20 protein-coding genes and 1 pseudogene are annotated in these 24,528 nt (G+C 43.8%); 6 read left to right on the top strand and 15 right to left on the bottom strand.

The annotated features are described in order from the left end of the window. Positions 1 to 5: 5 nt before the first annotated feature. The 6 genes from nuoF to MJ764_RS10925 are packed head-to-tail and all read right to left on the bottom strand — an operon-like array spanning position 6 to position 4,447. Positions 6 to 1,301, bottom strand: coding sequence for an NADH-quinone oxidoreductase subunit NuoF (gene nuoF / locus MJ764_RS10950; protein ID WP_239326983.1), 1,296 nt, complete (start codon positions 1,299 to 1,301; stop codon positions 6 to 8). Beyond that, entirely contained in the window at positions 1,301 to 1,774 is a 474-nt protein-coding gene (gene nuoE, locus MJ764_RS10945; protein WP_239326981.1) for an NADH-quinone oxidoreductase subunit NuoE, read from the bottom strand. Before nuoE ends, nuoF begins: the two co-directional genes overlap by 1 nt. Then, positions 1,774 to 3,027 (bottom strand): NADH-quinone oxidoreductase subunit D, encoded by a 1,254-nt coding sequence (locus MJ764_RS10940; protein WP_239326979.1) that lies wholly within the window; start codon positions 3,025 to 3,027, stop codon positions 1,774 to 1,776. Before MJ764_RS10940 ends, nuoE begins: the two co-directional genes overlap by 1 nt. Then, positions 3,020 to 3,607 (bottom strand): NADH-quinone oxidoreductase subunit C, encoded by a 588-nt coding sequence (locus MJ764_RS10935; RefSeq protein ID WP_239326977.1) that lies wholly within the window; start codon positions 3,605 to 3,607, stop codon positions 3,020 to 3,022. Before MJ764_RS10935 ends, MJ764_RS10940 begins: the two co-directional genes overlap by 8 nt. A gap of 13 nt (positions 3,608 to 3,620) precedes the next feature. After that, on the bottom strand, positions 3,621 to 4,100 hold the full coding sequence (locus MJ764_RS10930) for a NuoB/complex I 20 kDa subunit family protein (protein ID WP_037407271.1): 480 nt from the start codon (positions 4,098 to 4,100) through the stop codon (positions 3,621 to 3,623). Next, positions 4,091 to 4,447 carry an NADH-quinone oxidoreductase subunit A gene (locus MJ764_RS10925; RefSeq protein WP_100090213.1) on the bottom strand — a complete coding sequence of 119 codons (357 nt, stop codon included), beginning with the start codon at positions 4,445 to 4,447 and terminating at the stop codon, positions 4,091 to 4,093. The genes MJ764_RS10930 and MJ764_RS10925 overlap by 10 nt, the downstream gene beginning before the upstream one ends. Positions 4,448 to 4,873: 426 nt before the next feature. Here MJ764_RS10925 and MJ764_RS10920 point away from each other — a divergent pair, with 426 nt between their 5' ends. After that, entirely contained in the window at positions 4,874 to 5,182 is a 309-nt protein-coding gene (locus MJ764_RS10920; RefSeq protein WP_239326975.1) for a chorismate mutase, read from the top strand. 40 nt (positions 5,183 to 5,222) lie between these two features. Here the strand turns inward: MJ764_RS10920 and murJ are convergent, their stop codons facing one another. Further along, positions 5,223 to 6,761 carry a murein biosynthesis integral membrane protein MurJ gene (murJ, locus tag MJ764_RS10915; protein ID WP_239326973.1) on the bottom strand — a complete coding sequence of 513 codons (1,539 nt, stop codon included), beginning with the start codon at positions 6,759 to 6,761 and terminating at the stop codon, positions 5,223 to 5,225. 239 nt (positions 6,762 to 7,000) lie between these two features. Between murJ and asd the strand changes: the two genes are divergently transcribed. After that, on the top strand, positions 7,001 to 8,116 hold the full coding sequence (asd, locus tag MJ764_RS10910) for an aspartate-semialdehyde dehydrogenase (protein ID WP_239326971.1): 1,116 nt from the start codon (positions 7,001 to 7,003) through the stop codon (positions 8,114 to 8,116). A 213-nt stretch (positions 8,117 to 8,329) separates the two neighbouring features. On the opposite strand, the gene MJ764_RS10905 is transcribed toward asd, so the two are convergent. Then, positions 8,330 to 9,718 carry an L-cystine transporter gene (locus MJ764_RS10905; RefSeq protein WP_239326961.1) on the bottom strand — a complete coding sequence of 463 codons (1,389 nt, stop codon included), beginning with the start codon at positions 9,716 to 9,718 and terminating at the stop codon, positions 8,330 to 8,332. A gap of 273 nt (positions 9,719 to 9,991) precedes the next feature. Here MJ764_RS10905 and thrB point away from each other — a divergent pair, with 273 nt between their 5' ends. Then, positions 9,992 to 10,912 carry a homoserine kinase gene (gene thrB / locus MJ764_RS10900; protein WP_239326959.1) on the top strand — a complete coding sequence of 307 codons (921 nt, stop codon included), beginning with the start codon at positions 9,992 to 9,994 and terminating at the stop codon, positions 10,910 to 10,912. A 545-nt stretch (positions 10,913 to 11,457) separates the two neighbouring features. On the opposite strand, the gene MJ764_RS10895 is transcribed toward thrB, so the two are convergent. The 3 genes from MJ764_RS10895 to MJ764_RS11490 all read right to left on the bottom strand — a co-directional run bounded on the left by MJ764_RS10895 (position 11,458) and on the right by MJ764_RS11490 (position 14,640). Next, positions 11,458 to 14,022 carry an autotransporter outer membrane beta-barrel domain-containing protein gene (locus tag MJ764_RS10895; RefSeq protein ID WP_239326957.1) on the bottom strand — a complete coding sequence of 855 codons (2,565 nt, stop codon included), beginning with the start codon at positions 14,020 to 14,022 and terminating at the stop codon, positions 11,458 to 11,460. Between the two features lie 242 nt (positions 14,023 to 14,264). Further along, a complete protein-coding gene (locus MJ764_RS11695) occupies positions 14,265 to 14,444 on the bottom strand; it encodes an SDR family oxidoreductase (protein WP_420853959.1) in 180 nt (59 codons plus the stop codon). Further along, a complete protein-coding gene (locus tag MJ764_RS11490; RefSeq protein ID WP_275415314.1) occupies positions 14,440 to 14,640 on the bottom strand; it encodes an SDR family oxidoreductase in 201 nt (66 codons plus the stop codon). The genes MJ764_RS11695 and MJ764_RS11490 overlap by 5 nt, the downstream gene beginning before the upstream one ends. Before the next feature lie 339 nt (positions 14,641 to 14,979). Here MJ764_RS11490 and MJ764_RS10885 point away from each other — a divergent pair, with 339 nt between their 5' ends. Together MJ764_RS10885 and MJ764_RS10880 are read left to right on the top strand one after the other, a co-directional pair. After that, positions 14,980 to 15,321, top strand: coding sequence for a winged helix-turn-helix transcriptional regulator (locus tag MJ764_RS10885; RefSeq protein WP_239326955.1), 342 nt, complete (start codon positions 14,980 to 14,982; stop codon positions 15,319 to 15,321). Between the two features lie 614 nt (positions 15,322 to 15,935). Beyond that, positions 15,936 to 18,317, top strand: a complete 2,382-nt coding sequence (locus MJ764_RS10880; RefSeq protein ID WP_239326953.1) for a glucose/quinate/shikimate family membrane-bound PQQ-dependent dehydrogenase — start codon at positions 15,936 to 15,938, stop codon at positions 18,315 to 18,317. A gap of 116 nt (positions 18,318 to 18,433) precedes the next feature. Here the strand turns inward: MJ764_RS10880 and leuS are convergent, their stop codons facing one another. The 4 genes from leuS to MJ764_RS10860 all read right to left on the bottom strand — a co-directional run bounded on the left by leuS (position 18,434) and on the right by MJ764_RS10860 (position 23,844). Then, positions 18,434 to 21,073, bottom strand: coding sequence for a leucine--tRNA ligase (gene leuS / locus MJ764_RS10875; protein ID WP_239326999.1), 2,640 nt, complete (start codon positions 21,071 to 21,073; stop codon positions 18,434 to 18,436). Between the two features lie 350 nt (positions 21,074 to 21,423). Continuing rightward, positions 21,424 to 23,181, bottom strand: a complete 1,758-nt coding sequence (gene ptsP, locus MJ764_RS10870; protein WP_239326951.1) for a phosphoenolpyruvate--protein phosphotransferase — start codon at positions 23,179 to 23,181, stop codon at positions 21,424 to 21,426. After that, positions 23,181 to 23,450, bottom strand: a complete 270-nt coding sequence (locus MJ764_RS10865) for an HPr family phosphocarrier protein (RefSeq protein ID WP_100090554.1) — start codon at positions 23,448 to 23,450, stop codon at positions 23,181 to 23,183. Before MJ764_RS10865 ends, ptsP begins: the two co-directional genes overlap by 1 nt. A gap of 1 nt (position 23,451) precedes the next feature. Then, complete coding sequence (locus MJ764_RS10860; protein ID WP_239326949.1) at positions 23,452 to 23,844, bottom strand: PTS sugar transporter subunit IIA; 393 nt, start codon at positions 23,842 to 23,844, stop codon at positions 23,452 to 23,454. A gap of 492 nt (positions 23,845 to 24,336) precedes the next feature. Here MJ764_RS10860 and MJ764_RS11690 point away from each other — a divergent pair. Then, a pseudogene (locus MJ764_RS11690) lies at positions 24,337 to 24,528 on the top strand (transposase); the annotation flags it as partial.

The following is a 24,528-nucleotide window of genomic DNA, read 5'->3' as shown; positions in this document are numbered from 1 at the left end:
GTGCCTTAGCACCAGCGATGTTCTTTCATGGGTTTGCCGTGTTCGATATAGTGCTCAAACTCGGAACGAAAATGCTTCATAAAGCCCTGTATCGGCATCACTGCAGCGTCCGCCAATGCACAGATGGTGCGTCCGGACATATTGCTGCCAACTGATTCCAGCAAATCCAGATCCTCCGGCCGTCCTTTACCAGAGGTAATACGGTGAATAATGCGATATAGCCAGCCGGTTCCTTCACGGCAGGGCGTGCATTGGCCGCATGATTCTTCAAAATAGAAATAGCTCAGCCGCTCCAGCGCTTTCACCATGCAGACATCCTCGTCCATGACGATTACGGCACCAGAACCGAGCATTGAACCGGCTTTGGCAATAGCGTCATAATCCATGGTCAGTTCCATCATAATGTCAGCCGGCAATACTGGCGCAGAAGAACCACCCGGAATCACCGCTTTGAGTTTTTTACCATTACGCATGCCACCGCACATTGCCAGCAAATCTTTGAACGGTGTACCTAGTGGAACTTCGTAGTTACCCGGACGCTCAACATGGCCGGATACGGAAAAGAGTTTGGTTCCGCCATTATTCGGAATACCCTTATCGGCAAACTGCTGGCCGCCATCACGAATAATGAATGGCACTGAGGAAAAGGTTTCAGTGTTATTGACGGTAGTAGGTTTGCCGTATAAGCCATATGAAGCTGGAAAAGGCGGTTTGAAGCGCGGCTGGCCTTTCTTGCCTTCCAGAGATTCCAGCAGCGCAGTTTCTTCGCCACAGATATAAGCACCATAGCCATGATGGGCATGCAGCTCAAAACTGAAATCGCTGCCCAGAATATTCTGTCCCAGAAAGCCAGCTAAACGCGCCTGTTGCAAGGCAGCCTCAAAACGCTGATAGCTTTCAAAGATTTCACCATGAATATAGTTATAGCCGGTGGCTGCACCCATGGCATAGCCACCGATAATCATGCCTTCAATCAGCGCATGCGGATTGTAATCAATGATATCGCGATCCTTGAATGTGCCCGGTTCGCCTTCATCAGTATTGCAGACAACATATTTGGTGCCCGGAAACGAACGCGGCATAAAGCTCCATTTCAGCCCGGTGGGAAAGCCGGCACCACCGCGACCACGCAGACCGGAAGTTTTAAGCTCAGCAATAACATCATCTGGTGACATTTTTTCATTGATGATTTTTTTCAATGCCTGATAGCCACCACGTGCTATATAGGCTTCCAGCGTCCAGCAATTGGGATCGGAAGTATCAACCTGATCGAAAATCACGCCATTCTGGTACATTGCCATCAGTTCAACTCCGCCAGTTTCGCTTCAATGGCTTCTTCGCTCATAAAGCTACACATTTTATGATTATTCACTAACATCACCGGCGCATCGCCACAGGCACCCATGCACTCGCCTTCTACCAAGGTGTATTTACCATCAGCAGTAGTTTCACCATAGCGGATACCGAGACGTTTTTGCAGATACTCACCAGCATTCACGCCACCACGCAGGGCACAGGGCAGATTAGTACATACGGTTAGTTTGTATTTACCAACTGGCTTGAGGTTGTACATATTATAAAAAGTAGCCACTTCCAACGCCTGCGCTGGTGGAATACCAATATAATCAGCCACTTCTTCAATAATTTCAGGCTCCAACCAGCCCAGCTCCGTCTGCGCAATACGCAAGGCAGACATAATGGCACTGCGGCGCTGGTCGGCCGGGTATTTTGCCAGTTCTGTATCAATCTGTTTTAAGCTATCAGCGGACAACATTATCTATCCACCTCCCCGAATACAATATCCTGTGTACCAATAATGGCAACCACATCCGCCAGCATGTGGCCGCGCGCCATTTCATCCATGCCCTGCAAATGGGCAAAACCCGGAGCACGGATTTTCATCCGGTAAGGTTTATTGGCACCATCGGAAATCAGATAGACACCAAATTCACCTTTTGGATGTTCAGTAGGCACATAGACTTCACCTTCTGGCACATGCATACCTTCAGTAAACAGTTTGAAGTGATGAATCAGTTCTTCCATCCCGTCTTTCATGGCGGTACGGGGTGGCGGTGCCACGGTATGGTCGTCAATAATCACCGGGCCTGGGTTGGCTTTCAGCCAGTCCACACACTGGCGGATAATGCGGTTGGCCTGACGCATCTCATGAATACGGCACAAATAACGGTCATAGCAATCGCCATTGATGCCCACCGGTATATCAAAATCTACATTAGCATAGGCATCGTAAGGTTGTTTTTTGCGTACATCCCATTCAATACCGGAACCGCGCAACATGACACCGGTAAAGCCTTTTTGCAGGGCGCGCTCTGGTGAAACCACGCCTATGCCGACAGTACGCTGCTTCCAGATACGGTTGTCGGTAAGCAGATTTTCATATTCATCTACACAGGCGGGAAAACGCTTGGTAAAGTCTTCAATAAAATCCAGCAGTGTGCCTTCACGGCTGGCATTAAGTTTTTGCAGTAGTTTGGCATTGCGGTATTTGCTGGATTCATATTTTGGCATGAAATCCGGCAAGTCGCGGTATACACCACCGGGACGGAAATAGGCAGCATGCATGCGTGCACCAGACACTGCCTCGTAGATATCCATCAGGTCTTCACGCTCGCGGAATGCGTAAAGAAATACCGTCATGGCACCGATATCCAGTGCATGCGAACCTATACCCATCAGATGATTGAGAATACGGGTAATCTCGGCAAACATCACACGGATATACTGGGCACGAATAGGTACTTCAATATTGAGCAGACGTTCAACCGACAGGCAGTAGGCCTGTTCATTACACATCATGGATACATAATCCAGACGGTCCATATACGGCAGTGTCTGCAAATAAGTCCGTGTTTCCGCCAATTTTTCCGTACCACGATGTAACAGGCCGATATGCGGGTCGGCACGAACGATGTTTTCACCATCCATTTCCAGAATCAGGCGTAATACGCCATGTGCAGCCGGATGCTGCGGCCCGAAATTAATGGTGTAATTGCGTAACTTAGACACCGTACTGCTCCTCTCTCACCACGCGCGGGGTAATCTCACGCGGTTCAATCGTTACCGGCTGATAAATAACGCGGCCTTCGGCCTCGTCATAGCGCATTTCAACATAGCCGGAAACAGGAAAATCTTTGCGAAACGGATGACCAACAAAGCCATAGTCGGTAAGAATACGGCGCAGGTCGGGGTGGTTGTTAAACAGGATGCCAAACATATCAAACGCTTCACGTTCGTACCAGTTGGCTCCGTTATAGATATCGACTACAGAATCGACGGTGGGAAAGTCTTCGGCTTCAGCCCAGACACGGACACGGACACGCCAGTTATTGGTTACAGATAACAGATGGCTGACAACGGCAAAGCGCTTGCCTTGCCACGGTTCATCTTTGTAGCTCTGGTAATCAACACCACATAGGTCAATCAGTGTTTCAAATTTCAGTTCATCATGGTCACGCAGGGTTTGCATAAGCTGATGATAATCTGCTGCATCACAATCCAGTGTTAGTTCACCGCGGTCAAGACAATAACGTATTTTAGCGCCGAAAGTGGCTTCACACACAGCTTTCAATGTTGCTATATCTGCCATATTTCCCTCACTTTCATACACGCGCAATCGTGGCGGTACGTTTAATTTTCAGCTGCAACTGCAACAGGCCGTAAACCAGTGCCTCTGCGGTGGGCGGACAGCCGGGTACATAGACATCAACCGGCACAATGCGGTCGCAACCACGCACCACAGAATAAGAGTAATGATAATAGCCGCCACCATTGGCACAGGAACCCATAGACAATACCCAGCGTGGCTCGGCCATCTGGTCGTAAACGCGACGCAATGCGGGAGCCATTTTGTTGCACAGGGTACCGGCCACAATCATCAGGTCAGACTGGCGCGGTGATGGGCGAAAAATAATACCAAAACGGTCAAGGTCATAACGGGCAGCACCGGCCTGCATCATCTCCACGGCACAGCAAGCCAGACCGAAAGTAGCTGGCCACAATGAACCGGTACGCACATAATTAAGTACGGTATCGGCAGTAGTTGTGACAAATCCTTTTTTTAAAACGCCTTCTATTCCCATTCCAGAGCGCCTTTTTTCCATTCATAAACAAAGCCGATAACCAGAATCAACAGAAACACCATCATTGACCAGAAACCGTATGCGCCCAGTTCTTTGAACACAACAGCCCAAGGCACCATGAAAGCTACCTCAAGGTCAAACAGGATGAATAAAATGGCTACCAGATAGTAACGCACGTCGAATTTCATGCGTGCATTTTCAAAAGCTTCGAAACCGCACTCAAACGGCTCCTGTTTCATTTTGTACGGACGATTCGGCCCGAGTAACAGACCAAGAGAAATAAACAGAACACCGGCGGCAAAGCCAACCAGTACGAATATTAAGATGGGGAAATAATTCGCCAGCATAATTGCGCCGACCTTATGCAAATATTGGTAAAATTGATGTATTGTAACTAATTTCGAACGTTATTAAAAGCGCGTATTACATTAATCAATAATAAAAAAATAATATTTTCAATAGGATATTGATAACAATTATCATTAGCATTATTTGAAATATTACTTTTGATTTCTCTTTTTTCTCCTCAGGTAAAATAATAAAAGCACGTCATAAAATTTTTCTATTAATTCCTGCCGGTTACAATCTTCAAAGCTATATATCACTTTATAAAATGCATATTAAATAAATGAAATAACAAAGCTTGCTTATCAAATTAACTTTTATAAACTCTATCAGCCATAAAATAGCGTTTGTTAATTTTACAAATTTTAACAATAAATATTTATTAACAGCACTACAATGTAACCACTTGAAAATAAAAGGTATAAAAAATGCAATACCATCCAGTTCACTCGCCTGCTGAGTGTCACGATATGAGCGACATTCGAAGAGAAATAGATCATATTGATTATACTGTGATTCAGTTACTTTCTGTCCGTTTTAACTATGTAAAGACAGCCAGTAAATTCAAAAAAAATACTACAGATGTTCAGGCCACAGAACGTTTTAACAGCATGCTGGAAAAGCGCAAACAGTGGGCTGATGAGTTGGGGTTGAATGGAGAAGTAATTAAAACATTATACGCCGATTTGGTTAAATATTTTATTGCCGAAGAATTAAAAGAGTTTGAACGCAAATAATTGAAATTATTTACTTCCACTCAGCCAATCTCTTGCACGCCTATTCTGCTTCAGCGCGCCGAAAATCACGTATACGGAATCCCAATGCAAACAAAGCACCAAAGTAAAGAACAATACCGGCAATAATCAAAGCACTTAACTGGCCAACTTTTGCCAAGCCATTACTATGCCAGTTAAACGGTAACCATTGCTGCAATACCCATAGGCCGGCACCCATGATAATCAGTGCCAGAACCAGACGCACCAGAAAACGCCCCCAGCCCGGACTGGGCGTATACAATTTATGTCGCCGTAACAGGGTAAACAGCAGTGCCGCATTAATACAGGCACCCAAACTGATGGCCAGAGCCAGACCAACATGATGCAGTTTCCAGACAAACAGCAGATTCATCAGTTGCGTCATGCATAAAGTGAAAATGGCGATTTTCACCGGTGTTTTGATGTTCTGGCGGGCATAAAACCCCGGTGCGAGCACTTTAATCAGAATCAGGCCAATCAGTCCCACAGAATAGGCCACCAGTGCACCCTGTGTCATCAATGCATCGTATTCATTGAATTGCCGGTACATAAACAGAGTGGCGACTAGTGGAAATGATAATACGGCCATGCCTACTGCTGCTGGCAAGGTAAGCAACATGCACAAACGCAAACCCCAGTCCAGCAAAGCAGAAAAACTGGCAATATCATTGGTAGCCGAGTGTTTAGACAGAGTAGGCAAAAGAATGGTACCCAGAGCCACACCGAGTACGCCTGTCGGCAATTCCATCAGCCGGTCAGCATAATACATCCACGATACCGAGCCAGATTGCAGATAAGAAGCAAAAATGGTGTTAATTACCAGAGATATCTGAGCCACTGAAACACCCAGAATGGCCGGAGCCATTTGCTTTAATACCCGATTAACGGCCTTGTCCCTAAATTTTAGCTTGGGCATGGTAAGAAAACCCAGCCGGAATAAATAAGGTAGCTGATACAGCAACTGCAATAACCCACCCACGAATACAGCCCATGCCAGAGCCAGAATAGGCGGATGAAAATAAGGCGCCAGCCATAAGGCAAACACAATAAAAGAGATATTCAGAAAGGTAGGTGTAAAAGCTGGAACAATAAACTGATGATAGGTATTGAGTACGCTACCAACCAGTGAAGACAGCGAAATCAGAAAAATATAGGGAAAAGTAATACGTAATAGCTGCACTGATAGGGCAAATTTATCAGCATCCTGCTGAAAGCCGGGTGCAGAAATATAAATCACTACCGGTGCTGCCAAAATGCCGATGGCAGTAACAATAATCAGTACAAATGAAAGCAGACCGGCCACGTGCTGCACAAACGCCCGAGTAGCTTCTGGTGAGCAAGTTTCCCGATATTCTGCCAGTATCGGCACAAAAGCCTGTGAAAACGCACCTTCGGCAAAAATACGCCGCAGCAGATTTGGCAGTTTAAATGCCACAAAAAAAGCATCCGTAGCCATACCTGCACCAAAGCTGCGGGCAATGATAGTGTCGCGGATGAAACCCAACACACGTGACAACATTGTCATGCTGCTGACTTTAGCCAAAGTACGCAGTAAATTCATCGGTAATGCCAATTGAAAATCAAAGGCGAAAGTGTACACTGGAATGTCTGCCGATTCTATACAGTGGACTAACCACGTTAAATTACACTATTAGTCCGGCAAAATATATGCTGTGTGCTCAGGAATGTATTCAGACAATAATTAACAGTTTACAAATGGTTCTGATTATGGTTAAAAGACTGGATGTATTTCTGGCAGCAGAGATTTTGATTAAATTAAAATAATTTAAGGAGCACCTTGTGAAAGTAGGTTTTGTTGGCTGGCGCGGTATGGTGGGTTCGGTATTAATGCAGCGCATGCAGGAAGAAAATGATTTTCAAGGCATTGCAGATGCGTATTTTTTCACGACATCGGCAGCCGGTGCAGCAGCACCGGATTTTGGTCAGACAGCAAAAACTCTGCTGGATGCGCATAATCTGGATGCTCTGGCACAAATGGATATTATTGTTACCTGTCAGGGCGGCGACTACACCAAAGCAGTACACCAGCCTTTACGTGAACAGGGCTGGCAAGGTTACTGGATTGACGCTGCATCCACTCTACGCATGAGCGATAAAGCAGTCATCGTTCTCGACCCGGTAAACCGTCCGGTTATTGATGCTGCACTGGCAAATGGAATCAAGGATTTTGTTGGTGGCAACTGTACTGTATCGCTGATGCTGATGGCGCTGGGTGGCCTGTTTGAGCAGGATTTGGTGGAATGGGCCACCAGCATGACCTATCAGGCAGCATCTGGTGCGGGCGCACAGAATATGCGCGAGCTGATTAGCGCCATGGGTGCGATTGAAGCACAGGTCAGCACTGAATTGGCTGATCCGGCCAGTGCCATTCTGGCTATCGACCGCAAGGTAGCCGACTTTTTGCGCAGTGATACCTATCCGCAGGCACAGTTTGGCGTTCCACTGGCTGGCAGTCTGATTCCATGGATTGATGCCGATCTGGGTAACGGCCAGTCCAAGGAAGAATGGAAAGGCGCGGTAGAGACCAACAAGATTTTAGGCCGCAATGCACACCCGATTATTATTGATGGATTGTGCGTGCGCGTGGGTGCAATGCGTTGCCACAGTCAGGCATTGACCTTGAAACTGAAACAGGATTTATCAGTCACTGAAATTGAAAAAATTCTGGCATCTGCCAATGACTGGGTAAAAGTGGTGCCCAATGAAAAAACTGCTTCCATGCACGAACTCACACCCGCGGCAGTAACAGGCACATTAACTGTACCAGTAGGCCGTATCCGCAAGATGGGCATGGGTGGCGAATACATCAGTGCCTTTACCGTAGGCGACCAGCTTTTATGGGGTGCAGCAGAACCCATCCGCCGTATGTTGCAGATTGTTTTGCAAAGCAAATAACCAGTATCTGGGCGCAGCTAATCCGGCCGAAGCGCAGCCTTAATCAGTTTTGGTTGCAACAGGACAGTTTGTATTTAACTGTCCTGTTTTACTGTCTGTGCCATAACCACAATCAGCCCAGACTATTCCGGCACTCTGTCCAGAAAAAATCAGCCAGTCTATTGTTTCAGACTGGCTGCAAACTATGGCAGTTTGTACTTTAACACAAAACGGTTACTGCACCAGCTCAACATGTTCTTTGCTATTGAGTATTGCCTTATCAGTTTGATGCAGCCACTGGCTGGTTAAAGTACCGGCAGTCATGGCACCACTGACATTCAATGCCGTACGCCCCATATCAATCAATGGTTCCACGGAAATCAGCAAAGCTACCAGCGTAATCGGCAAGCCCATTGCCGGTAGTACAATCAGCGCAGCAAAGGTAGCACCACCACCGACACCAGCCACACCCACAGAACTAATGGTTACGATCCCCACCAGTGTTACAATCCACCATGGATCCAGAGGATTAACACCGACGGTCGGCGCAATCATGGTTGCCAGCATGGCCGGATACAGACCGGCACAGCCATTCTGGCCAATGGTCGCACCAAAGGAAGCAGCAAAACCGGCAATAGATTTCGGCACACCCAAACGCTGCGTCTGCGCCTCAATATTAAGTGGGATAGAAGCTGCACTGGAACGACTGGTAAAAGCAAAAGTCAGTACCGGCCATACTTTCTGAAAATATTTACCCGGATTGATACCAAATATTCCCAGCAGCAGACCGTGCACTACAAACATCAGTGCCAGCGCCAGATACGATACCAGCACAAAGCCACCCAGCTTGACAATATCCTGCATATTGGAAGCAGCCACTACTTTGGTCATTAAAGCCAGTACACCATACGGTGTTAACAGCATCACTACCCGCACCAGCTTCATCACCCAACTTTGCAACGTATCAATGGCCAATAACACCCGTTCACCCTTAGGTGCCTCATCCTTGAACAACTTCAAAGCCGCCATGCCCAGAAAAGCAGCAAAAATCACCACACTAATAATAGAAGTTGGATTGGCTCCGGTTAAATCAGCAAAAGGATTCTTCGGGATAAATGACAGCAACAATTGTGGTACCGACAAATCGGCCACCTTGCCTACATAATTTGTCTGAATTGCATTGAAGCGTGCTGTTTCAGCCTCGCCCTGAATCAGTCCGCTGGCAGTCAGTCCAAACAGGCTGGTCAGCAGCGTACCAATCAGCGCAGCAATAGCCGTAGTAAACAGTAATACCCCTATCGTCATCAGGCTGATCTTGCCTAGCTGAGTTGCATTATGTAGCCGTGCCACAGCACTCAGAATTGACACAAACACCAGCGGCATTACTACCATCTGTAACAGCCGTACATAACCATTACCAACAACATCAAACCACTGTACAGAGGTATCGATCACCGGACTGGATGTGCCGTAAACGCATTGCAGCCCCAAACCCAATACAATACCCAGAATCATACCCAATAATACTTTTCTGGATAAACTCCACTCAGTGGCATGTGTACGGCTCAGCACCCATAACAACAACGCGAACACAACTGTGTTCGCGAGCAAAGGTAAATTCATTTTATACTCCTGCGCCGGCAATAGACCTGCCAGCATTTGATACATAGTGCCAGCCAAGGATACGCAAAAGCCGCCAGCTTGTGAAATAGCCCTTATGCATTCACTTATGCTTTTTTATTATATGCATAATAGATATTGAACAACATAATTTAGCGCATACATCTGCCTGATAACAACATTTTTTTGTTATCATGCACCTGTTCTGCTAATACAGAACAAATATTCTGTTTCAGATTTCTATACCGTATATAACTTGTTTGATTGGTCACGTCCATGTCTGTCTATACCAGCGTTAGCGATGATGAAATGCGTAGCTTCCTGCGCGATTATCACTTGGGTCGGCTTATTAGTTTGCAAGGTATCGCCCAGGGCATTACCAACAGCAATTATTTTGTTACCACTACACAAGGGCGTTATGTACTGACGGTATTTGAGGCCATGACTCAGGCTGAACTGCCCTACTTTCTGGATTTAACCCAACACCTGAGTGCCAATGGCGTGGCCTGCCCCGCCCCGATTGCACGAATCGACGGCCGTCTGGACAGTACACTAGTTGGCAAGCCTGCCTGTCTGGTGACCTGCCTGTCTGGTAGCGATACCAGTAGCCCTTCCGAACAGCAATGTTTCAATACCGGTGCCATGCTGGCCAAAATGCATCTAGCCGGAACCGACTTCCCGTTAACAATGAATAATCCGCGCTATACCACTTGGTGGCACGAAGCCAGTAGCCGATTATCATCATTTCTAGATGCGGAAGACAAACAGCTGTTACAAGCAGAAATTGCTTTTTTTGATAAAAATGAGCGTACCGATTTACCTGCCGGTATTATCCATGCCGATTTATTCCGCGATAATGTCTTACTGGATGGCGAACAGGTAGCCGGCTTTATTGATTTCTACTATGCATGTAACGGCAACTTCATGTATGACTTGGCCATTGCCGTTAACGACTGGGCACGGCGGGCAGACAACCATCTCGACCACAACCTGCAACAAGCATTTATGCGTGGTTATGAAAGCATACGACCGCTAACTGTTGCCGAACGGGATTACTTTCCGATTGCACAGCGGGCTGCATGCATCCGGTTCTGGGTTTCCCGCCTGCTTGATTACCATTTTCCACAAGTAGGGGAAATTACCTTTATTAAGGATCCAAACGTTTTCCGCGATTTATTGCTGAGTTTAAGGACTTAACAAGCGCAGTTAAGATTGTCTTTGTATTGTCTCTGCAATCAGCAAGATAAATAGAGACGGTACAAGTCGGTTTTAATTTTCATCTATATTTGCATCAATATATGCAAGTGCAAGTGAAAATTAAAAAATCATAACAACAATAGCATAAAATACATGCTTAAAATGGTGTTATGAAGCGTAGTTGAGTCATTGCCAAGCAAATAAATTTAATTATTTCATTTCTTAATATAAACCTAGCGTATCTGCCAGCAATGTTCAGTTTAGGCACTGCAAAAGTGTTTCCCATTTCTTGCAACTTAATTTACATCACTAATCACGGGCACAGCGATAAGCACCGCCACCACTTCACGCAGGTGTTTTATATTAATAACAGCTATTTATGGCTTAATTTAATAAGGCAAAATTTTTAAAGAAAGAATGAGTGATAAAATTAATTATCACTCACTACAATCATGAAACCAGAGAAAAATTTAAAAATTCAATTTCTTTCCTAATGGTTTTTGCCGAAAATCGTTCCTTTTACAACAAGTAAACAATATTTTTATTTAAAAATCAAATCGGTATCCTACATTTACTTGTTTTCGATCAAACTTATTACCCAATGAATAAACCACGTCACCATAAAAATTATGTCTTTGCTTTAACTGCATATTGATACCAATACCGTTATCCCACCAGTTACCACCAAAATCATATTTCTCTCTTGCCGCATGATTAAATGTGTAAGACGTTTCACCACCAAATTCTTTCAGGTAGCCGGTTTTAAAATAAATATCTATTGGATTTTCATTACCTTGTATTGTATAACCTAAAATAATACTCGCGCGTGCAATCAATGAATTATAACTACCTAATTTAGTTGTCAAACCATTGGTCGCAGTAATCGTTGCACCATTCTGATGAGAAAAAGTAACCTGAGCTTGAGGCTCTAAATACCATCCTTGTGCATTTTGTCGTGCTGAAGATAGCTGAACACGTTTGCCAATTTCCGTTCCGATTGAAAAGCCTTCAGTATTACCATGACCTTTAACATTATAGCCACCACCAGTTAGACTATTGAATTTATTAGACATATACATATACTTCACTAAGCCATCCACATAAAAACCGGTTTGGCTTTGCAAGGTGGCATAAAGCGCTACAGAATAACTTTTAGTATTGCCATCACCAACATTATGATCTACATCACCTTTACTCAGACCACCCATAATACCGTAATAAATATCTTGATTATTGTGCCCCAGTTTTCGATCAATGCCGAGCTGTAAACCATAGTAATTCATATCGAAATCAGATAAACGTTTGTCATTAAATGAGCTTAATTTACCAGTATAGATACGCCCCCATGCTTCACCATGAGTTATATCATTTGTGCGGATTTGTCCCATTCGTTGCAATAACGTCTGCGTTTCAACATAGCTCATCAAATAATTTGAGTTAAGAATACTGGCTGCGTTTTGCGCGGTATGCGTTAATTGTGGTTTGGGGGAAATTGGTCTGTTTTGACCGCCATTATCATTTGTGCCACCGTTATTACCATCTGTATTATTATTGTTGTCATTAGAAGCTACAGACCCTGACAATACCCAATCTTCTGTACCGGCACCACGATTATTACTAACTTTGGTTAACGTATTAAACTGATAGGCACCAATATCAAAAGATGGTGCAGACAAACCAAAATTAGCCCTACCGCCTTCTGTTTCAACCAGTGTAAATTTTTCATTACCCGTTACTGTGGCCGCACCGGTTTTATTATCAACAATGGCAATTTTATGATTACCTGCTGCTTGTTGTGATCTTGTTATTTTAAGCAAGTCATGCGCAAAAGTTTTACCAATTGCAGTTCGCATTTCAAAAATACCATTACCCGCCAAGGAAGCAACGCGCAATGTCATTGCATTTGTACCATCAAGAGAGGCAGCCAAACTTGGAACAGCATAGGCATAACCAAAACTCACTTTGGCATTATCGCCAAGTATTAATGAGTCAATACCTGAACTGTCGGTCATTTTCCACTGGCTATCATGACCAGAAATGGCCAGATTAATCTCACCTTTATCTTGTGAATTAGAGAGCGCATTATTTTCCATAGAGGTTAATAACGTTGAGCCATTAGCAAGATTAAAATTAATGACACCTTTAGTAATGACGTCGCTACCTTCAATTAACTTGCTAGCGGATGAATAAATATCACCTTTAATATTAGATTTACCAACAATATCCACCTCTCCAGCAAGTGCTTCTATTACATTATAATGCTCGTCTTCAGAAATTATCCGGTTTTCATTTAAGCCACTATCAATCTTTAATTTGCCACCTACCTGCTGCATACTAATTGACGTACCATGATCAGTGGTAAGATCAACCCCATTCTCTAAATAAATAATACTACCACCGCCAAGCACAGGATTGCCGTTTTTAAATGGGATTTGGTCAAAGACAATACCGTGAGCGTTATTACTACCAGACATCTTGATAGTAACTTTATCCCTAAAAGTTAGTTTAGAGCCCAACGCATCAGGCTTATTATTTCTTTGGGAATAAATACCATAACTATCTTGGCCTGAAGCAGTAATTTTTACTTCTTTATTAAATGTGCCTGTTGATAAGGATGCTGCCGAATTATTGTAAGTACGAATACCGATAAACTGGCCATTTTCTATACCAGTTATAGAGACCTTGTTTTGAAATAAGCCGCTTCCTTTACTGGCTATATAAATACCTGAACCATCTTTCAGACTTATGTCGAGTTCGCTATTGGTAATAACATTAGCTGATACTATATAAAGACCGTAAACAGAATTATAATTACCCGCTGCATTATTTCGAATAATAAACTTATCAGTACTACCCGTATCACCGATGGTTAACACCTTGCCATTTTTTGCACTAATCGCAGTACCGCGACTATTCATATCAATGTGTGGTGCCGTAGCAGAAGTGGTTTTTATATCGACATTGTCATTATTAGCCGTAATACCCGTGTTGGTATAATTTCCTATATTAGAATCATCGATAATTATTGTGGCATTAGCGAACAAAGGGATTATAGATAACATTCCCACTGAAATTTTAAATAATAAAATATTTAAATTTACTTTTTTCATTGAATCAATCAAAAACAAGATACCATTAAACTTCTCAAAATTTTACATTAATATTATAATTATGTAAAAATAATAATCTTAAAAGCATATAATCAAATACATGCCTATCTTTATAGTACAACTATGCAAAACATCTTCCGATTTATGCTGATATTTTGCTGCGCCATCGCCATTCTCCCTATAACTTGATTATAAGCGGCAAATTGATATTACCGCCTTTTCATTAGCTAACCGACTAATATTTATAGCAAAATATTACTCACACCACCATTTAGAAGCATTTCTGATCCCAGCATAAAAGATGATTCATCGGATGCCAGAAAAACGGCAGCTTTGGTTATCACTATCGTTTTACCCAAACGCCGTATTGGCACCAACTTCTTAATTTCCTGTAGTACATGCTTTACGGCCTCATAGTCAATTGATATGCGCTGGTGTAGCGGTTGAACCTGGTATCAGACAATTGAAACGAATATTTCTGGATATCAGTTCACCTAACAGCGTTCTGCCCAATGAACAGAGAACCGCTTTACTTGACGCATAAATACCGCTTTGTGGCAGGCCGATTTTAGTACTTACCGTACCACCCCAAATAACTGCACTGGGATTAGCCAGCATTGATATACACCGCATCTAATCTGGAGCAGATTTCAGTTAATTTTGCGTCCAGATATTTCTGTTCTTCAAAGTCAGTTATCACCTTGAAATATTCAGACATTTCCCCTAATTTTTTCAGCTTCTAATAGCCTGTTTTTATTTCTACTGGTTAGGGCTACATCAGCACCTGCGGTTATAAATTCTCTGGCCGTTACCAGCCCTCCCTCTACTTGCTCTCGTAACGAGAGCATATTTACCTTCTACCCTTTTCATATTTCCCCTTTCAAAATTAAACTCAGTATAATTTAACTAGTTTACTTATGAAAGTAGGTACCAAATAGATACTATTGGAAAATAAATATGCAAAATAAAAAAAATATAGATCAAAATTTTAACTGCCCCATGGTTAAATTCATCAATCTGATTTCAGGAAAATGGGCGATTCCTATCTTATACCGTTTAATAATCACGAATGAACCTATCCGTTTTGGTGAACTAAAACGTGCAATTTCGCCAATTACACAAAAAGAATTAACAAAACAACTAAGGCTATTTGAACAAAAGGGATTAATTAGCAGAAAACTATATCCTGAAGTACCACCAAAAGTGGAATACCAGATAACAGAACTCGGTAAAACTTTAAAACCAGCCCTCAATTCTATAGCTAACTGGATGAAACAACATGAAAAAGAGTTGCTCTAATTAACTGGCTTACATGCAAAGCATTAAATTACGTGATATCACTTTTAGATTTAATAATTATTATTTAAATTACCATTAAAACTTATCGGAAGGCATGCCTCCTAAACCATTTATGCATGCCATATTAATTTATAAGTGACACACTCATGATCCTTGTCATCATCCAGACAGGCATCTTACTTTTTGCTTTGCATAACGTTACCAGCTTTATGATCAAATCTAAGCCTGATAGACAACTATGATAGAAATCATAAAATCAGACCTATAGTCATATTTAAATAACACTTTTCAACCAGCTGACTATCATTTTGTTTAGAAACAACAACACAGGTACAACAATAAAAGAAAAATATATCTTAAAGAAATAAAGCTTCTCATTACATCCTTAATGTTCTCAGCAGCCATATTTAGCAAAAAAATCTGTTAACAGCACAATAATTCACACATGCAATAAAAAATTTAACCCATTGCTAATACCATAAAAAACCAAGCAAGCAAAAATAATTAATTTTTTAATATTTATTTAAGCCTACATTTGCATAATCATTATGGCTGACTATAATCATTTCCATACTGCAAAGAAATTTTTATTAAAATCAACTTATAGAGGCATAATGAACACACATAAATCAACTCACTCCATCGCCAGAATCATTACCCAAATAATTCTATGGCTGACTACACTCTATCTGCTCATAGGAGGAATCTGGTTAATCTGTCTGGGCGGTTCACCTTTTTACGCTATTCTCGCATTGGCACTTGGGCTGTTCACTTATCTGTATCAGCGCAATTGCAGCAATAGCCTATGGTACTTTGCCGCTATACTCATCGCCACACTGGATTGGGGCTTATGGGAATCCGGTACTGACTTCTGGGCACTGGCACCACGGTTTGATATCCTGTTTCTCTTAGGCTTGTGGCTACTATCACCTTGGTCTACACGCCAGTTAACTGCACAACACAGTAGTAAAGCAGCCATTGCCATAGTTTTAATTAGCATACTAGGCATCATGCTTTACAGCATTAATCACGACCCGCAAGAGATCAATGGCACCATTACACGTACCCAGCCGACACCAGCCGCAGATACCAATGATATTGCAGCAGAAGACTGGCCAGCTTACGGCCGCACTCAGAGCGGCAGCCGCTACTCACCATTGACCCAGATTAATACCAACAACGTAAATCAGCTCAAAGTCGCCTGGACTTATCATACCGGTGATTTCAAAACCGATAATGACTCAGCCGAAACCACCAACGAACTTACCCCAATCAAAATTGGCAACAAATTATTTATCTGTACACCACACCAGTTTCTGGACGCACTAGATGCCACTAGTGGCAAACGCTTATGGCGCTTTAATCCGAAATTGCGCAGTAACAAAACCTTTCAGCATCTCACCTGTCGAGGTGTCAGCTATTACGACGCCACAACAGCAAACAGTAGCGAAACCGTAGCATCAACCATATGCCCGCGAAAAGTACTGTTACCAGTCAATGATGGTCGTTTGATTGCCGTAAATGCAGATAATGGCCAGAAATGTAAAGACTTCGGCACTGAGGGAGAAATTAACCTGCAAGCAAAAATGCCTTACGCATTTTTGGGTGGCTACAACCCAACATCACCACCTATAGTCACACCAAGCACCATTATTATTGGCGGTTCAGTTACCGATAACCTCTCCACCAAAGAGCCATCAGGCGTGATACGCGGTTATGATGCCAATAATGGTCAATTAAAATGGGTGTTTGATACCGGTGCCGAAAATCCGAATGCCATGCCGGGCGAAAACACCACTTTCGTGCATAATTCACCCAATGCATGGGCGCCTCTGGCCTACGACCAGCAACGCAATATCGTTTATGTACCCACCGGCGTAGGGACACCCGATATCTGGGGTGGCCATCGCGACAAACTGAAAGAACGTTATGCCAACTCCATCGTGGCACTGAATGCTTCTACCGGCAAACTCCTGTGGCACTATCAGACCACCCATCATGATTTATGGGATATGGATGTACCGGCACAACCTTCATTAATGGACCTCACCCTGCCATCGGGCAAACGGGTTCCGGCCATTTACGTCCTCACCAAGACTGGTAATATTTTCGTGCTCAATCGTGAAACAGGCCAACCCATCGTACCGGTAACCGAAAAACCCGTACCACAAACCCTGAAATATGGTAAGCCAACGCAGGGCGAACATTATGCTGCCACCCAGCCATTTTCAGCGCTGAGCCTGTCACCCAAAGACAAGCTCACCGATAAAGATATGTGGGGAGCAACCATGTTTGACCAGCTCATTTGCCGCATTCAATTTAAACGTCTGAATTATAATGGCATCTATACCCCACCTTCTGAAAACGGCACACTGGTTTTCCCGGGAAATCTGGGTGTATTCGAATGGGGTGGCATATCCGTCAATCAGGATCGCCAAATTGCATTGATGAATCCGATAGGCCTGCCATTTGTTTCCCGCCTGATCCCCACCAATCCAAACAGAACGCAACAAAAACAGGGTGCCGGTACCGAAAATGGCATGCAACCAATGTATGGTGCTCCCTATGGTGTGGAAATCAACCCTTTCCTATCACCACTAGGCCTGCCCTGTAAACAGCCGTCATGGGGGTTTGTTGCCGGAGTGGATTTACAAAGTAATCAGGTAGTGTGGAAAAAACGTATCGGTACCATTCGCGACAGCCTACCAAAATTATTTGAATTACCACCATTGAAAATCGGCGTACCCGGCTTAGGTGGTGCAATATCAACGGCTGGCAATGTCATGTTTGTCAGTGCCACTCAGGACGATTACCTGCGTGCCTACGACACCAGCAATGGTAAGCTGTTATGGGAAGCACGCTTACCTGCCGGCGGACAGGCAACGCCCATGACTTACGCAGTTAATGGCAAACAATATGTAGTACAAATGGCAGGTGGCCATAGCTCATTTGGTACCAGAATGGGCGATTACCTAATTGCTTATACCCTACCTTAAGCTTTAATTAATATGGACAGCCAATAAACCGTCCGTATTCTCAATCCAGCAAAAGCTTACCCATACAAAAAAAGACATGTTGTTAACATGTCTTTTTTTCCCAGCCTCGGTAATACTCACACAACAATGTTTACCAGACGTTTGGGCACCACAATCACCTTTTTCGGAGTTTTGCCGTCCACAAATCGTTGTACAGTTGGTTCAGCCAGTGCTACAGCCTGTATTTCATTATTACTGATATCAGCCGCAACCGTAATCTGTCCGCGTAGCTTACCATTTACCTGTACCATCAAAGTAATCTCGTTCTGCACCAGTGCAGCCTCATCGACACGAGGCCATGCAGCATCCCACAAAGTTTGCTGCGCAGACAATTCATTCCATAGCGTCTCAGACACATGTGGCACAATTGGCCATAATAGACGCAATACTGATTCCAGCACTTCCTGTGCCACAGCTCGTCCCTGCTCTGAAACACAATCAGTACGATCATACTGATTCAGCAATTCCATCACCGCAGCAATGGCTGTATTGAATTGCTGGCGACGACCATAATCATCTGTTACCTTGGCAATCGTAGTGTGCAATTTCAGGCGTAACGCTTTTAGTTCAGATGACAGCCCATCCTGATTACCCGCAAACGCCGTTACACTGGCTCCCTGCTGTAAATAATCATACACCGTACGCCATAAACGACGCAGGAAACGATGAGCACCATCCACACCAGCATCTGACCACTCCAGAGATTGCTCCGGTGGCGCAGCAAACATCATAAACAGACGCGCAGTATCAGCACCATAACGGTCAATCAGCTCCTGCGGATCCACACCATTATTTTTCGATTTAGACATCTTCTCAATGCCGCCAATACAAACTGGCTTGCCGTCCGCTTTCAAAGTTGCAGCCAGTGGCCGGCCTTTATCATCTCGTTGCAAATCCACATCCTGTGGTGCAATCCACTCTTTACTGCCATTAGCCCCTTCACGGTAATACGTCTCACAGACTACCATACCCTGAGTAAGCAAACGTGCAAACGGCTCATCAACATTCAGCAGACCTTCATCCCGCATCAGCTTAGTAAAGAAGCGCGCATACAACAAATGCAAAATAGCATGCTCAATCCCGCCGATATACTGGTCGGCATTCATCCAGTAATTAGCTGCGTCCTTATTCACCATAGCCGTATCACACTGTGGCGAAGCATAGCGCACCGCATACCAGCTAGATTCAACAAATGTATCCATCGTATCCGTTTCACGACGTGCCGGTTTACCACAGCACGGGCAGCTAGTTTCATAAAATTCCGGCATTCTGCTCAGCGGAGAACCCGCGCCATCCGGCACTACATTTTCAGGCAACACAACCGGCAACTGCGTTTCCGGCACAGTAACATCACCGCAATCATCACAGTGAATAATCGGAATCGGACAACCCCAATAACGCTGGCGTGAAATACCCCAGTCACGCAGGCGATATTGCGTTTTCGGAGCACCGGCATTTTTAGCCTGCAAAATCTCCCCTACGCGCTCAAAAGCGGCATGAAAATCCAGACCATCCAGTTCACCACTGTTAACACACTGCGTCTGCTCCTTGCTGCCATACCATTCCTGCCACGCCTGCGCACTAAATTCATCAGCAGCCTGAGTAGACGCAATAACCTGCTTAATCGGTAATTGATACTTAGTAGCAAACTCAAAATCACGCTCATCATGTGCCGGCACAGCCATCACCGCACCATCACCGTAGCCCCACAGCACATAATTGGCCACCCATACCGGCAGCACATCCCCGTTCAACGGATTAATGGCAAAGCGTCCGGTAGGCATACCTTTCTTCTCCATCGTAGCCATATCCGCTTCAGCCACAGAACCTGCCTTGCATTCAGCAATAAACTGCTGTAGCTCAGCATTATCGGTAGCAGCAGCTGTAGCCAGAGGATGTTCCGCTGCCACAGCCACATAAGTCGCCCCCATCAGCGTATCTGGACGCGTAGTGTATACCTGTACAAAATCAGCGTACTCACCCGTTAAACCTGCTTTACTCTCTTCAGCCAGCGTAAAACGCACCTGCATACCACGCGACTTGCCGATCCAGTTGCGCTGCATCGTCTTAACCTGTTCCGGCCAATGCTCCAGCGTATCCAAACCATTAAGCAATTCCTCGGCGTAATCCGTAATCTTGAAGTAATACATCGGGATTTCGCGTTTTTCCACAATAGCACCAGAACGCCAGCCACGACCATCTACAACCTGCTCATTGGCCAGCACAGTCTGGTCTACCGGATCCCAGTTAACCGTACCGTTTTTCTTGTAAATAATACCTTTCTGGAACAAACGCACAAACAGCCACTGTTCCCAACGATAATATTCCGGCGTACAGGTTGCAATTTCCCGCTCCCAGTCAATAGCAAAGCCCAGACTCTGCAATTGCTTTTTCATATAAGCAATATTGTCGTAAGTCCATTGTGCCGGTGCCACCTGATGCTTCATGGCCGCATTTTCAGCGGGCAAACCAAATGCATCCCAGCCCATTGGTTGCATCACATTAAAACCATTCAGCAAACGATAGCGGCTCAGTACGTCACCAATCGTATAGTTACGTACATGCCCCATATGTAACTTGCCAGACGGATAAGGAAACATCGACAGACAATAATATTTTGGTTTGGGACTAAAATCTTCAGCGTTAAATAAACGGTATTCCTGCCAGCGTGCCTGCGCAGCCGGTTCAATCTTCTCGGGACAGTAATGTTCTTGCATCATGAATCATCAATTTATTGTATAAAAATAGACCACTATTATAACAGTTTACTCAAGACACCAGCCTGCAATTAATCATACTGGCCTCCCAGTTAACCAAACTGGTACATCAATACCGCAATAACATACTGCACATTCAGCCGGATTACAATAATTTATGCCAATAACATATAAGCAAACAAATAAAAAAACCACCGATACCAAGGGAGAGAATATCGGTGGACAATTTGCGGGAAAACACTACTTACTCAATACTGACTGTCAGGCAACAACAATACTGATGAATTCATTATAAAAATATAATCATTAAACGCAGTTAAACTGTGATAAGTCAGACAAAACTATTTATATCAATCCGCAGAATCAGCCAATTCATGTGAAGAATTAAATTTTTTCAGCAACTTTAATGCTTTATCTGGATCATCATTGCGTAATATCTTTTGCACCTCAGTTTCCAGCATCAGCAAATCACTCTGAATAATCTGATTTTTTACCGCCAGAATATTATTTGCATTCATCGAAAAACGGCGTAACCCCATCGCCATCAACAACCGCGTATACTGAGCATCACCAGCCATTTCACCGCAAATTGACACCGGTTTGTTCAAACGTGCCGCAGTACGGATAATATGCAATAGCAACTTCAATACCGCAGGATGCCCCGGCTGATATAAATAACTCACACTTTCATCATTGCGGTCAGCCGCCAGCGTATATTGAATCAAATCATTCGTACCTACCGAAACAAAATCAATCAATTTCAGAATGGAATTTATCGTTAACGCAGCCGATGGAATCTCCACCATTGCACCAACCTGAATATTCTCATCAAACTCTTCAAAACAGTCGCGTAGCTGCTGTTTAGCTGTATTTAAATGCGTTAAACACTGCTGTATTTCCGTCACCGAAGAAATCATCGGCCACATCATACGCACAGGTCCCAGAACAGCAGCCCGCATAATTGCCCGCATCTGGGTACGAAACATCACCGGCTCTGCCAAACACAAACGGATACCGGTCAAACCCAAAGCCGGATTCATAGCGTTGCTGGGGCCAAACCAGCGCGGATTTTTATCCACCCCCAAATCAATCGTACGTATGGTTAATGGCTTGCCTTTCAGCTTTTTAACCACATCCGCATACTCTGCATACAACTCATCTTCCGTAGGCAAAGCATCACGGTTGAGATAAAAAAACTCACTGCGATACAGCCCAATACCGTCAATACTTAGATTATTCAATGCTTTAATATCACCAGCACTTTCAATATTGCCCAATAACTCAATATTGATTCCATCCTGCGTAGTCGCAGCCGTATTTTTCAGTTTATTTAATTGCCGCTTCAAACTACGGAATTCACGCAAACGGCGCCGATATTCCTTTAAAATAATATTATCAGGCGCAATAATAACCACGCCCATAGTACCATCTACAATAATCAGCTCATCTTCATTAATCAATTCCCGCGCATAGCCCAGTGCAATCACAGAAGGAATATCAAGACTGCGTCCCAGAATTGCCGTGTGACTGGTTGGCCCACCAGCATCAGTCACAAAAGCCGCAATACGACTGTCTTTGAAAAAAACCGTGTCTGCCGGTGATAAATCATGAGCAACCAGAATCGTATCTTCTTCAAAATCCTCAGCTTCATTAACAACCTCAGTAGACAGGCCAATCAGATTCTTAAAAATCCGCTCCACCACCGGCAACATATCCTGCTTGCGCGCACGCAAATAATTATCTTCAATTGCATCAAACTGTTCCGCCAGCTTATCTGTTTGCAACTTTAATGCCCATTCAGCATTAACACATTTCCCCTCAATAATATCAACAGGTTCTCTCGACAGACTCACATCCCCAACCAGCATCAGATGCAGAGAAATAAACGCACCCAGTTCTGAAGGTGCATTTTGTGGAATATCTGTACGCAACTGCTCTAACTGACGGCGAGTCGTCTTAATCGCCTGCTCATAACGGGCAACTTCTGCTTGTATTTCTTCAATCGACAACTCACGATGGGGCACATCATCCATCCCCCGTACCACCAGATGGGCTCGACCAATTGCTACCCCAGCACCTACTGCCACGCCATGCAGCACAATACACATTATTCGTCTTCACCAAAATAATTGTTAATCAGCTCAACCAGTGCCTGCATTGCCTGACTTTCATCCACACCGTCAGTTTCCAGCTCAATTACACTACCCTGAGCAGCAGCCAACATCATCAGCCCCATAATACTCTTACCATTAACCCGACGATCTTTGCGTGTAACCCATACCTCACACTGAAAACGACTGGCTACCTGCGTAAACCTGTTCGAAGCCCGTGCATGCAAACCAAGCTTGTTAACAATCTCAATTTCCTTCTTTATCATGTCACAGCTCATCCTGATTAGAAATAGTCATAATGCCAGCAATAGCAGCTGCTTTAACCTCTTCAGCAAATTTATGCACATCATCCGCTTTAGCAAAATTTTGTAGTGCCTTAATCAGCATCGGAGCATTAAGTCCGGTGAGCACCATAACATTGTCACGCTTAATCAACCGGCATACCAGATTACACGGCGTAGCACCAAAAATATCCGTCAGAATCAGCACACCTTGGCCATAATCCAGAGTAGCCAGCTTTTCTACTACTTCTGTATGCATGCTCTCAAGCGAATCACTACTGCGCACCCCAATCAGAGAAACCTTATCAGGCACAGAACCAAAAATATGCTGAATCAACTGCATATTTGCCTGCCCTACGGTCTCATGGGTTACAATCATCAAACCTATCATTGTATTACCTATTACTATTACAGCATCAAGTGTACCCAATAATCCCGTCTAAAGAAAAATAATCGCACCATCACCGCTGACCAACAAACAATTGGCTAAAAACCAATCCTATATACCCCAGACAAAACTTATCATATTTGTCACACAGTAGGAAGAAAAATATCAGAGAAAATAGTACATTGGCTTTCGGTTCACCGTCTTGAGACAGTATAAAAATGCTTTCAGCCTTAAACCATACAGATTACTTACTTCACCACCAGATAACCAATCAAATTAACCGTTTCTCATAACAGCAATATCAGCAGATGTTTACTTAATAATAGAGTAAATATTGTTTGAAAATTTGTATTTCAAATTATGAGAAAATTTAATAGATATTCATGATGTAACTACCCCCCCTATAAAGTACAACCCCAAAGTAAAAATTCTCTTTATTAACCCACAGAGGAATTAATCATGAACAAGATGACTGAACATTAAATCGTAGCTATTTTAAAAGAAGCTCAAGTCTGGTATCCCCGTCAAAGAACTCTGCTGTAAATATGGCATCGGTAATTCAACTTTTTATAAATGGCGGGATAAATATGGTGGTATGGAAACCTATGATATCAAACGCTTAAAGGAACTAGGGATATTTACATTTACAATTTTAGTTGTAGGTCTCAAATACAA

The organism is Snodgrassella gandavensis, from assembly GCF_914768025.1.
Lineage (GTDB): Bacteria > Pseudomonadota > Gammaproteobacteria > Burkholderiales > Neisseriaceae > Snodgrassella > Snodgrassella gandavensis.
Note: the sequence above shows the minus strand (reverse complement) of the source record. Positions and strands in the feature narration are given on the sequence as shown.

What these genes read in the sequence shown, in the direction of transcription:
- nuoF (WP_239326983.1), bottom strand. Translation starts at nt 1,301, where the DNA reads ATGGCAATGTACCAGAATGGCGTGATTTTCGATCAGGTTGATACTTCC.
- nuoE (WP_239326981.1), bottom strand. Translation starts at nt 1,774, where the DNA reads ATGTTGTCCGCTGATAGCTTAAAACAGATTGATACAGAACTGGCAAAA.
- MJ764_RS10935 (WP_239326977.1), bottom strand. Translation starts at nt 3,607, where the DNA reads ATGGCAGATATAGCAACATTGAAAGCTGTGTGTGAAGCCACTTTCGGC.
- MJ764_RS10930 (WP_037407271.1), bottom strand. Translation starts at nt 4,100, where the DNA reads ATGGGAATAGAAGGCGTTTTAAAAAAAGGATTTGTCACAACTACTGCC.
- MJ764_RS10925 (WP_100090213.1), bottom strand. Translation starts at nt 4,447, where the DNA reads ATGCTGGCGAATTATTTCCCCATCTTAATATTCGTACTGGTTGGCTTT.
- MJ764_RS10920 (WP_239326975.1), top strand. Translation starts at nt 4,874, where the DNA reads ATGCAATACCATCCAGTTCACTCGCCTGCTGAGTGTCACGATATGAGC.
- murJ (WP_239326973.1), bottom strand. Translation starts at nt 6,761, where the DNA reads ATGAATTTACTGCGTACTTTGGCTAAAGTCAGCAGCATGACAATGTTG.
- MJ764_RS10905 (WP_239326961.1), bottom strand. Translation starts at nt 9,718, where the DNA reads ATGAATTTACCTTTGCTCGCGAACACAGTTGTGTTCGCGTTGTTGTTA.
- thrB (WP_239326959.1), top strand. Translation starts at nt 9,992, where the DNA reads ATGTCTGTCTATACCAGCGTTAGCGATGATGAAATGCGTAGCTTCCTG.
- MJ764_RS10895 (WP_239326957.1), bottom strand. Translation starts at nt 14,022, where the DNA reads ATGAAAAAAGTAAATTTAAATATTTTATTATTTAAAATTTCAGTGGGA.
- MJ764_RS11490 (WP_275415314.1), bottom strand. Translation starts at nt 14,640, where the DNA reads ATGCTGGCTAATCCCAGTGCAGTTATTTGGGGTGGTACGGTAAGTACT.
- MJ764_RS10885 (WP_239326955.1), top strand. Translation starts at nt 14,980, where the DNA reads ATGCAAAATAAAAAAAATATAGATCAAAATTTTAACTGCCCCATGGTT.
- MJ764_RS10880 (WP_239326953.1), top strand. Translation starts at nt 15,936, where the DNA reads ATGAACACACATAAATCAACTCACTCCATCGCCAGAATCATTACCCAA.
- leuS (WP_239326999.1), bottom strand. Translation starts at nt 21,073, where the DNA reads ATGCAAGAACATTACTGTCCCGAGAAGATTGAACCGGCTGCGCAGGCA.
- ptsP (WP_239326951.1), bottom strand. Translation starts at nt 23,181, where the DNA reads ATGTGTATTGTGCTGCATGGCGTGGCAGTAGGTGCTGGGGTAGCAATT.
- MJ764_RS10865 (WP_100090554.1), bottom strand. Translation starts at nt 23,450, where the DNA reads ATGATAAAGAAGGAAATTGAGATTGTTAACAAGCTTGGTTTGCATGCA.
- MJ764_RS10860 (WP_239326949.1), bottom strand. Translation starts at nt 23,844, where the DNA reads ATGATTGTAACCCATGAGACCGTAGGGCAGGCAAATATGCAGTTGATT.